At 64.6% G+C, this 9448-nt stretch carries 7 protein-coding genes; 4 read left to right on the top strand and 3 right to left on the bottom strand.

All coding sequences use genetic code 11. The features are described from left to right. A partial coding sequence (locus tag EN742_RS38080) for a DUF6212 domain-containing protein (RefSeq protein WP_210214457.1) occupies positions 1-1069 on the top strand: 1069 nt, incomplete at its 5' end. A 226-nt stretch (positions 1070-1295) separates the two neighbouring features. Then, entirely contained in the window at positions 1296-1583 is a 288-nt protein-coding gene (locus EN742_RS13650; protein ID WP_126055619.1) for a hypothetical protein, read from the top strand. Between the two features lie 35 nt (positions 1584-1618). Here EN742_RS13650 and EN742_RS13655 read toward each other — a convergent pair whose 3' ends face one another. Further along, positions 1619-2623, bottom strand: a complete 1005-nt coding sequence (locus EN742_RS13655; RefSeq protein WP_127406216.1) for a glycosyltransferase family 2 protein — start codon at positions 2621-2623, stop codon at positions 1619-1621. 141 nt (positions 2624-2764) lie between these two features. On the opposite strand from EN742_RS13655, the gene EN742_RS13660 reads away from it, so the two are divergent. Next, complete coding sequence (locus EN742_RS13660; RefSeq protein WP_128332911.1) at positions 2765-6067, top strand: DUF6212 domain-containing protein; 3303 nt, start codon at positions 2765-2767, stop codon at positions 6065-6067. A gap of 83 nt (positions 6068-6150) precedes the next feature. Beyond that, positions 6151-6927 (top strand): OmpA family protein, encoded by a 777-nt coding sequence (locus EN742_RS13665; protein ID WP_127406214.1) that lies wholly within the window; start codon positions 6151-6153, stop codon positions 6925-6927. A 51-nt stretch (positions 6928-6978) separates the two neighbouring features. On the opposite strand, the gene EN742_RS13670 is transcribed toward EN742_RS13665, so the two are convergent. Both EN742_RS13670 and EN742_RS13675 read right to left on the bottom strand, forming a co-directional pair. Then, positions 6979-8193 (bottom strand): MFS transporter, encoded by a 1215-nt coding sequence (locus EN742_RS13670; protein WP_128332912.1) that lies wholly within the window; start codon positions 8191-8193, stop codon positions 6979-6981. Continuing rightward, the coding region (locus EN742_RS13675; protein ID WP_128332913.1) for a flavoprotein at positions 8190-9448 on the bottom strand (1259 nt) is incomplete at its 5' end. The genes EN742_RS13670 and EN742_RS13675, both read right to left, overlap by 4 nt.

Here is a 9448-nt window from a genome sequence, read left to right on the forward strand (position 1 = left end):
CTACGAGGACACCGTGCCCGACGACCGCGGCGACGGGCTGATCCAATATCTGCCGCTCGGCGGGCCCGACGCGCTCGGCCTGATCCACAACGTCTATGGCGACGCCAATGCGATGGTGCGCCGGTCTGTCTTCTCGCGCATCGGATACCTGGTCGAAGAGCCGGGCTATGCTATGCACGACTGGGAATTTTTCGCGCGGGCCTCGCTTGCCGGGCTGAAGATCAGGCCGATCCCGAAGCCGCTTTACTGGTACCGGTCGAAACCGGACGGCATGTTCCGGATGTCTAACTGGTATGACAATCGCCGCCCGGTCCTGAAGACATTTGGCTCGAGCCAGTTCGATGGCGCCGGGCTGCTGCACCAACTGGCCATCGCCCAGAATACGACACGGTCCGAAATCGAGAGCGCACGCGAGAACCTGCGGTACACTCCCGCCTATCGAGACTATCTGGAGCTCTGCGACCTCGAGCCGAACAGCGATGCGACCCTGGAGAAGCTGGCGCGCATCGCCCGCTCGGTGGGCCGCGGCGATACCGCGGCCGGCTTGCTTGGACGGCCCGCAGCTGTCGATGTCACGGAACGTCCCGATGATGGCGGCGGTTCAACCATCCTCGTCTTTGATGTCTTGCGGACCGCCAGGCTGCTGACGCCGCGCGTCTCGGCCCTGCCGCTGCTGCTTGTCGCGCCGGATGGCGGCGGGGTGTTCCTGCGCCCCCACCCCGACGGCGCGGTGGCGGCCTCGCTCGATCATCAGTTTCCTCCCTTCTTCCGGGCGATCGAGGCTACAGTCGAAATCGCGCATGCCGACGCGCCGGCACTGGACTTCGCGCTTGCGCTTGCCCGCCCCGATCAGACCATCGACTGGCAGAGGGACATATCCGGGCAGACCCTTGCCTTCTCGGGCTGGATGACGGTCGCGGACAAATTCGCGCGCCGTAGCCTGGTGGCGACGCTTCGTGCACGGCGCAAAATGCCGCTCTCGATCATGCTTGCGGTTCGTTTCGCCGGAAGCCCCAACGGCGCTCCGACCAACGCCTTCTTTCGGACGCTGACACTGATCGGCGACTGAACCGCGTCGTGCGGGAACGGATTCAGCCGGCGCGCTTCAAGTCTTTGTTTTCATGCACGTCGTCCTCCCAAAAACCGCCGGAGCGTTAGGGCGACATGCAGCGCGTCGGCCGCGGATCCGGCCGTTAACCTTGCGCCAGGATGGCGCCCGGCACGCCACGGATATGGTTGACAAATTGCTAACAAAACAATAATTTCAATGTGGTGCGTGGTGAAAGGGGCTTGTTATGCGTAAAATCCAATCGCTACTATTGGGTGGGCTAAGTATTCTTGGCGTGAGCGTCGCTTTCTCTGGCGCGGCGCAGGCGCAATTCGAAGGTGGGATCCAGGAGGCCGAGCTCGCTTGCGAGCAGGCCCTGAAGATCGGTACGATCGAGGCGCTCGAAGACTATCTGCATCGTTATCCTAATGCTCCGACGGCCTGCAAGGCGCTTGCCCTGAACACGCTGGCGCAATTCAATCCGAACGGCGGCGACGGAAATAACGGTGATGGCGGCGGCGGTTACGGCGGGTAGAATCAGCCGTATCCACAATTCGATCGTTCGTCAGTTCAAGTGGCCGCGCTTTGACGCGGCCTAACGGCGTTTGAGACGAACTCGGCGTAGCGATCCGAGGTTCTCATCCAGCCGAGTTCGACAAGTTGCGCGGCGTCACGATAGCGAACGGAGCGTTGGTCCCGAAGCGACAGTTTCGGATCGCGCTCCAATGCCTCCATGTAGGCGGCGCGCTCCTCCAGGGTCTTTTCCTTAAGCTGCGTGTTCTCGCTCAGTGACGACGCTGATTTCTGGCGGAAACCCCAGACGAATTTGAAATGCAGCAGCGCGACGCGGAGCTCGCTGAACTGAACCTTGCTGATCGTGTGCTGGGCCACATGATAGCGCCTGCCCCGCTCCCATCGCACGATCGGCACCTTGGTCAGACATGGCGGGAAGGTCTGCTTGAATCGGCCGTGCCAGAAGACGCGCTCCCTGACGCCACCGAACATCTGCTGCGGCGGGTACTTGCCGTCACGCGCCCGCAGCCAGCCCGGTTCCGGATCGAAATAGGGTGAGGCCTCGATAAGCGGGAGCGTGCCGTCATAGTGGCACTCCGCCAGCGGGCCGTCGGCGTACATGTCGATCATAGAGCCGATCACCGCGTCGGCGTCGGTCGAGTCAAGATAGTCGCAAAGCCGGTGCAGGCTCACCCGCTCGAAATCCGGGTAGACCAGCAATTCGTCGGCGTCGATCGAGAGGCACCAGTGGCCAGTGCCGAAGACGTTCATCAGCGTGTTGATCCAACGCGGCGGATCGATGTTCTCGGCGAAGTGCGATCCTTCCGTGTGGAAGCAATGGCTGTCCGGCTGCTCCAGGATCAGTTCGAGCGTCCCGTCCGTCGAACCATTGTCGAGGAAGAAGAAACGATCGACGCCGAGGCCGCGATAGTGATCGAGAAGCTTGGGCAGCAGTGTCGCTTCATTGCGCAGTCCGACAAAGCACAGGATCTCGCCCTTGCTTACGTCGATCGGCCGGTCGTCCAGCCGTTCGAGGTGTTTCGGAGATCGATGGCCAAGCATGCGAGCGTCATGATCCGGGTTACGCGAAAGCGAGTGGGTATTGTGGCTCCGCGCGGCGATTATCCCCGCGAGACAATTATCAAAGTGTTATCCTACTGTTGGCAAGACTGTCCGCTGCCGCTGATGATCAAGGGGGACTGATTGAGCATTGGTTCTAAGCTAGGCGCGACGCCCAGGGGCAAGCGACAGGCAAGCCACAAGCCCCGCAATGTATGCGTCGTTTCAGAGGTCGAGTTCGGTTCGATTTCGACCGCCGATCCGGGGTCGGCGACCTACGCGCTGGCGCAATATCTTGCGGTAACCGGCGACACCGTCACGCTGCTATGGGTGCCGAGCCCGATCGGCAGCCAGCCCGACGAGGAGGAGATCGCCAGGCTCGGCAAATGGTGCTTCGACAATTTCCTGGTGCGGCTCGAACTGTTGCCGCAGTCGCCCGAGCTGCTGCGCGGCCTGGACTCGAGCGACAAGCATTCGGTGGCCGTCTACCATTACCTCAAGCAGAACGCTTACGACGTCGTCTACTTCGCGCTCGAGGGCGGACTGGCGCATTTCCCGACCGTTGCCAAACGAACCGGGGTTTTTCCCGATCCGCCCGCGATCGTCGTGCTCGCCCACGAACCGCTGATGTGGAAGCTGCAGGCCAATGGCCGGGCGGTCGAGCGCAAGGAGCAGATGACCATCGCACATATGGAAAGGACCTCGGCAGAGACCTGCGACCATCTCGTGGTCACCGGCCAGTCGGTGCTCGACTGGATGACCAAGGCAGGCTGGAAACTGCCCGCCAGCCGCCACGTCGCCGTCCCGCTCGTGCCGGAGGAATGGCGTTCGAACTTCCACTCCGATCCCTATCGGCGGCGACCGCGGCTCACCACCGAAATCGTTCATTTCTCCGGCACCGAGGCGCGCAGCGGGCTGACGCTGTTTTGCGATGCGCTCGATCGTCTGGCCGACAGCGGCATCACCGACCTGGCGGTGACGGTCGTCGGCGCGTTTGGCCATATGCTCGGCGAGCATTCGGGCGGCATGATCGTCCGGCGCGCGCGGCAATGGCCGTTCAAGCTGAAGCTGCTGCCCATTCGCGACGAACCCGAGATCTTCCGATACCTGCGGCAGAGCCATGCGCTGGTGGCGATCACGCATGCGGCTGCGCAGCTTCCGATCGACGTGGTCGCATGCCTCGACGAGGAGATCCCTTTCGTCGCGACGGACGTCGGCAGCATACGCGACATGCTGCACCCGAAGTCGGCCGACACCGTCATGATGGAGGCTTCCGCGTCCGCCATCGCGGCCAAGATCGCGGAGGCGCTGCAAAGCCGCGCGATCAGCCCGGCGAAGCCGCTGCACGGGCGTGCGGCGCGCGAGAAGGCCTGGAGCCGGCTGCACGCGAAATTCCGCCGGGAGCCGCGCAAGGCCGCCGGCTCGCGGCGGAGCCGGCCGCCCCTGGTGTCGATCATCACCGCGCACTACAACCGGGCGCGGCTGCTGCCGAAGGCAATCGCCTCGGTTCGGCGCCAGGACTATCCCAACATCGAATTGATCGTCGTCGATGACGGCAGCACCGATCCTGAGGCAATCGAACTTTTGGCCGACCTCGAACCGGAGTTCGAGCAGCGCGGCTGGCGGATTATCCGGCAGAAGAACGGCTTCCTCGGCAAGGCGCGCAACACAGGCATCCGAGCCGCCAAGGGCTCGCTGATCCTGTTCCTGGACGACGACAACGCACTCTTCCCGAACGCGGTCAGCACGTTCGTCGCAGGCATGCAGAATTCCGGCGCCGACATCTGCACGACCTTCGCCAAATGGCTTAACGAACCCTTCGTGCCACCGGATACTAAGAGCGGATACATGCTCTACTTTCCGGTCGGAGGGCCGCCCGACATTGCGCTGATCACCAATCCCTATGGCGATGCCAATGCGATATTCCGGCGCGAGGTGTTCGACAGGGTCGGCTATCTCAATGAAGAGCGCGGCTTTTCAGCGAGCGATTGGGAATTCTTCCTGCGCGCGGATCTGGCGGGCCTCGAGATCATCACTGTGCCGGAGCCGCTCTATTGGTACCGGTCGGCGCCGACAGGGATGAACCGGAATGCCGAATGGCTGAGGAACCGCAGGCCGATCATCGACGTCTTCCGCAAGCACAAATTCGCGCATACGGACATGTTCGTGCAGCTCGGCATCAGCTCGAATACCGCCAGTCATGAAAAGGACCTCAACCTCTGGAACCTTGAGCTGCGCGTCAAGGACGAGCGCTATCTCAGGCTGAGCTCGGGCCCCGCCAACGCCGCCGATGCGATGCAACTGCTGGCCGAGATCGCGGCCCGCGAGGGCAGGCCAGACACGGCGATCTCGCTGCTCGCCCATGCCGGCCGGTCCGACTTCACACTCGGCGTCGTCGACATGCTCAACGCAGCCGCCGACGAGACCGTGCCGGAGCTGCATTCCTCGCTTTACCGCGAGCAATACCTTTCGGCCGAGCCGCTGCGCCTTGCTCATGTCGCTTCGCATCCCGATGCCGTTGCGGATTTGCTGAGCTATGTCGAACGATCGCCGGATCAGCTGTTTCTCGAAGCAAGGGGCGGCAACGTGACGATGGCCCTGCTGAAGGGCGTCTGCCCGCCGGGCGTCATCGGCGCAAGCTGCTGGATCTACCTCGACGAGGACCTTACCGGAACCGCGCAGTTCCAGCTTGCGATCGTCGACGCGGAAAACCAGACTTTCGGCGAGCTTGCCGGAATGCTCGATCTTGATGTCGGGAGCGGCTGGGCCGATGTCAGCCGGCCGCACGAGCCGCGCGAAATAAGAACGGCCATCAGTTCGCCGGCGTCGGGCCGGCGCGATCTGCTGCTCGCGGTCCGGTGCGGCGGAGGCCGCCCGCAGGCGCGTGTGCTTGGCGGCTTTTCGAGCATCCAGATCCGCCATGTCGTTTCGAACGGGGCGAGACACCCGCGTCTCAACGCGCCGCAGGAGCGCCGGCGCATGCGCCGGATTACCAATGACGAGATCAAGCAAGCCTCGCTCGTTACCAACCATCCCTCCGACCTGCCGACGCTGCTCGTCGCCGGCGACGATGGCGGCCTGTTCCTGCGGCCGAACACGCATGGCCCGGTTGTCGCGGCCCTCAAGTCGGCTTTCCCGGCTTTTGCCAGAAGTGTCGTCGCGACGGTGGAGATCGCCCATGAGGAGGCGTCGCCCTTCGAGTTCGCCATGGCGCTGGGCAGGCCGGAGGAAAAACTCTCGTGGAAAGGCGATGCCCCGACCGGCGCCCTCGCCTTCTCCGGATGGACACGGGTTCCGAGACCTTTCGAGCTGCAGGACTTGAAAGTCTCGATCCGGGAGATAGATCGCAAATGGCTGACGATCTACCTGGCCATCCGCCTGCCGCGCGGTTCCAGGCCGATGCCGTCCAATGCCTTCTGGCGCAAGCTGCTGCTGTTGTGGGACTGACGAGCGCGCCGGCCGCGGTTTGCCACCTTGCCGCAGTAAAGAATGCGGCGTTAGACTAAGCCGCAGCGAGAGGCGCCAAGACAATGAAGAAATCATTCATCCTTGTTCTAGCCTTTATTAGCGCTGCCGCAAGTACGGTAGGTTTCAGCGCGGTCGCCCAGGAACGCGACCTTGGCCCAAACTGCACGCAGTGGAACTCCTATCGCGTCCTGTTCAACAAGGGCGACGGCAAGATATCGACGGATTCCGCCAGCGCGTTGAAGGCCTTCATCAAGGATGCCGGACAGGATTGCGGCTACAGGCTCTATGCGACGGCGAGCAAGGAAGGTGGCTACGACAAGGCTGACGGCATTGCCGGCCGCAGGCTGAATGCAACCAGCGATTTCCTCAAGGCGCAAGGCGTCAAGCCGGAAATGGTGCTGGCGCTTTCGCATTGGGTCGACGATGGCGCCGCCGACACGAAAACGGCACGTAGCGCGATCCTGTACACCTTGCCGAAGCAAGGGATATCGTGCCGGCAATACGAGAAGCGCGCGCCTGTCCAGGTCCATCTGTTTTTCGACAGCCAGTCCTCTGTGATTTCATCGCAGATCAAGGATGACCTCGATAAGTTCGCCGCGAGCATCAAGGACTCGCGTTGCAACGTCGAACTGACGGCGTTGGCGGCCAAGGAATTCAAAGGCGCCAATGCCGCAAAGACAAACAAGGCACTGGCCAAGCAGCGCGTGAAGGCGATGGTGGACATTCTGACCGCGGCCGGGATCGACAGTGACCGGCTCATCGACACGAACGTCGAATATATCGGCGACAGCAAGCCGAACACCGCCAGGAATCGCCTGGCGACCGCATCGCTGATGTAGCGGCCCAGGGAACGTGAATCCGCAGGCGCCATCACCCGCGCCGCGCTTCGGCTATCCCGGTTGCAAGTGGACGCCTCTGTCGCGGACCAGCAGCCAGCGCAGGCTCCATGCCAGCACGACATTGAACAGCGCGAGGCCGCCGAGCACAGCGAGCGTGCCCTGCGCTCCAGTCCATTGCATCAGCACCGCGCCGATCGACGGCGCGGCCGCCTGTGCAATCAGGCTCGGCATGGCAAGACGGCCCATCAGCTTCGCGTAGCCTGACGGACCGAACAGGGCGAGCGGCAAGGTGCCGCGCGCGATCGATTCGAGACCGATGCCAGCGCCGTAGAAGCCGAGCGCCACCGGCACGGCCGGCATGCCGGCCCACAGCGCCAGGACACCGATGGCGACGAAGCTCGCCGAGGCAAGCTTGGTCCAGATCGGATGGTGATAGCGCGCGATCATCATCTCGACCGCGCGCGCCGTTACCTGCGAGGGGCCCACCAGGGCTCCGAGACCGACAGCGGCGGCGAGCGCCAGGTCGCCGGCCTGCAGGATCGACAGCAAATGCACCGAGAGCGTCGAGGAAATCACCGCCGCCAGCGTGATGGTGCTGGCGAGCAAGGCCATGACGGGCAAGGACGGGTTGACTGGCCTTGCAGCGGCGGCGTTTCGATCCACATCGGATGCCGCGCTGCGTTGCGGCACCCGGCGCGGCAGCAGCGTGAGATAGAGCGGCAGCGCGATGAGGAGTTGCACGGCGGCATAGGCAAGGCAAGCGCCGCGCCAGCCGATCGTGCTCAACAGGAAAGCCGAGATCGGCCAGCAGACGGTGCTGGCCAGGCCGCCGAACAGGGTGAGCGTGGTGATGGCCGAACGCGCGCTATTGCCGTAAAGGCGGCCAAGCGTGGCGAAGGCGGCGTCGTAGAGTCCTGCCCCCATGCCGAGCCCGATCACGAGCCAGGCACCGATATAGACGGCAAGCGAGGGCGCCGCGGCCAGGCCGATCTGGCCGGCGCCGATGCAGAATGCGCTGAAGGCGAGCACGTTACGGCCGCCATGGCGCTCGATCGAGGAGCCGACGCGCGGCGATATCAGGCCGGCGACGAGAAGCCCGAGCGACAAGCCGCCAACCACCCATGCCAGCGGCCAGCTGGTGTCGCGGGCCACCGCCGGTGCAATGACCGCCGGCAGATAGTAGGATGAGCCCCACGCCATGATCTGCGTCAGGCCGAGCACGGTGATGATGATGCCGCGGCCGCGCATGCCGGCCATGCTGCTCATGCGGCAACGCCGCAGCCGCAGCCGCCCCTGCCGGCGGCTTTCGCCTCGGCGTCGGCGACGCAGCAGCCGTCCGCCGCTTGCGGGGCCGGACCACCACAGCAGCCGGCGAACGCCTTGCCGGTCACGGTGACCCCACCCGGCACCGTGCAGACGCCGGTCTCGGGCAGGACCAGTTGCACCGCATCGGCCGAGGCGACGTCGCCGGCCAATGCGGCCGCGACCGAGCGCACCTGCTCGTAGCCGGTCAGCAGCAGGAAGGTCGGCGCCCGGCCATAGCTCTTGATGCCGACCGTATAGACGCCGGGCTCGGGATGGCTGAGCTCGCGGTGCCCATGCGGCGGCACGTCGCCGCAGGAATGCTCGTTGGGATCGATCAGCGGCCCCAGCGCCCTGACGCCTTCCAGCCATGGATCGAGGTCGAGCCGCAATTCCCTGGTCAGGCTGAGATCGGGCCGCTGGCCGGTCGCGGCGACGATTCGGTCGATAGGGCCGATGCGCCGCAAACCGTCCGCCGTATCGCCCTCGACAATCAGCCGGCCGTCTTCCTCGCGAATTGCCGTCGTGGCAAACCCTGTGACCAATTGGACGCGGCCGCTCTCGGCAAGGTCCCTGACGTCGGATCCAAGTTCACCGCGGGCCGGCAAGGCATCAAGATCGCCGCCGCCATAGATGCGCACCAGATCGGTGCCGCGCGTCGTCCAGATGAACGTTGTGCCCGGCTCGTCATCCGCCACCCTGGCCAAGTCGAGCAGGGCATTGGCGGCCGAATGGCCGGACCCTGCCACCAGCGTGGCGCGGCCGCCGTAAAGGGCCCGGTCCCGGCCGAGAATGTCGGGAATGCCGTAAGCGATGCGGTCGGCGAATTCCGCCTCTCCCTCCGCCGCGATGCCGCCGGCGCCGAGCGGATTGGGCGTGCGCCAAGTGCCGGAGGCATCGATCACGGCACGGGCGCGGTCGCGCCTGATGCCGCCGGCGGTTTCGACCACCAGCATGAAGGGACGCGCCTCGCGTCCGCCGCCGCGCACTTTGTCGGCGCCCCAGCGGGAGATGCCGGTGACGCGGGCGCCGGTCTCGATCACCGGCGACAGTTCCGGCAATCTCGCCAGCGGCTCGAGGTAGAGCGCGACAAGATCATCGGCCGTGGGAAAGGTCTCCGGATCGGGCATCTTCCAGCCCGTCGCTTCCAGCAGTTCCCTCGCCGCCCGATCGACGCAGTAGCGCCAGGGCGTGAACACCCGCACATGGCCCCAATCCC

Origin of the sequence: Mesorhizobium sp. M4A.F.Ca.ET.020.02.1.1, assembly GCF_004022645.1 — a bacterium.
In the GTDB taxonomy this organism is placed as follows: Bacteria; Pseudomonadota; Alphaproteobacteria; order Rhizobiales; family Rhizobiaceae; genus Mesorhizobium.

Bases quoted from the DNA above. Each gene is read 5' to 3' on its own strand.
- EN742_RS13665 (WP_127406214.1), top strand. From the start codon at position 6,151: ATGAAGAAATCATTCATCCTTGTTCTAGCCTTTATTAGCGCTGCCGCA.
- EN742_RS13670 (WP_128332912.1), bottom strand. From the start codon at position 8,193: ATGAGCAGCATGGCCGGCATGCGCGGCCGCGGCATCATCATCACCGTG.
- EN742_RS13650 (WP_126055619.1), top strand. From the start codon at position 1,296: ATGCGTAAAATCCAATCGCTACTATTGGGTGGGCTAAGTATTCTTGGC.
- EN742_RS13655 (WP_127406216.1), bottom strand. From the start codon at position 2,623: ATGCTTGGCCATCGATCTCCGAAACACCTCGAACGGCTGGACGACCGG.